Consider the following 1,263-nt stretch of genomic DNA (forward strand, 5'->3'; position numbering starts at 1 on the left):
TCATCCACTTAAGCATTACGATGTTCGAGTTTAGGTATTCTTCGATTGATTCTTGAGATAGCTTAACGGTACAACCCGCAGCAGAACGCTCAGCTGATGCATCAGACAGTTCGAATGCTTGCTCAACCGTTAGTGTTTCTAGACCTTCAATCTCAAGGATACGGCCAGAGAATTCATTCACTTTACCGGCTTTTTCAACAGTCAGTAGACCTTGTTGAATCGCGTAGTAAGGGATGGCATGAACTAGGTCACGAAGTGTGATACCCGGTTGCATCTTGCCTTTAAAGCGAACCAAAATTGATTCAGGCATATCCAATGGCATAACGCCTGTTGCCGCTGCGAATGCAACCAGACCAGAACCAGCTGGGAATGAAATACCTAACGGGAAACGAGTATGCGAGTCGCCACCAGTACCGACAGTATCTGGCAGTAGCATACGGTTTAGCCACGAGTGGATAATACCATCGCCTGGACGTAGAGAAACACCGCCACGGTTCATGATGAAATCAGGAAGTGTATGGTGAGTATTCACGTCAACTGGTTTAGGGTACGCAGATGTGTGACAGAACGACTGCATAACTAGGTCTGCTGAGAAGCCAAGACACGCAAGGTCTTTAAGCTCATCACGCGTCATAGGACCCGTTGTATCTTGAGAACCTACGGTTGTCATCTTAGGCTCACAGTAAGTGCCCGGACGAACACCTGCTACACCACACGCTTTACCAACCATTTTCTGTGCAAGCGTGTAACCCTTGCCAGAATCAGCGACTTCACCAGGTTTACGGAATACATCAGAAGACTCAAGACCTAGAGCTTGGCGCGCTTTATCTGTTAAACCACGACCGATGATCAGTGGGATACGACCGCCAGCACGTACTTCATCAATCAGCACGTCTGTTTTTAGAGAAAACTCAGCGAGCACTTCACCTGTTTCGTGGTTACATACTTTGCCCTCGTATGGGTAAACGTCGATAACGTCGCCCATATTCAACTTCGTTACATCAACTTCGATAGGCAGCGCGCCCGCATCTTCCATTGTGTTGAAGAAGATAGGTGCAATTTTACCGCCAAGCACGTAACCACCAGCGCGTTTGTTAGGTACGTAAGGGATATCATCGCCCATGAACCATAGCACTGAGTTAGTTGCAGATTTACGAGAAGAACCAGTACCAACAACATCACCAACATACACTAGCTGGTGACCTTTTGATTTTAGCTCTTCGATTTGTTTGATTGGACCGATAGTGCCTGGCTGGTCAGGGT

Annotated in this window: 1 protein-coding gene; it reads right to left on the reverse strand. The window is 47.3% G+C overall.

Features of this window, described 5'->3' with window-relative positions; all coding sequences use genetic code 11:
* Positions 1-1,263, reverse strand: a 1,263-nt coding sequence (locus tag R8269_RS24815) for a bifunctional aconitate hydratase 2/2-methylisocitrate dehydratase (protein WP_318222857.1), incomplete at both ends; no start/stop codon positions are given.

The organism is Vibrio sp. Vb0667 (assembly GCF_033391095.1).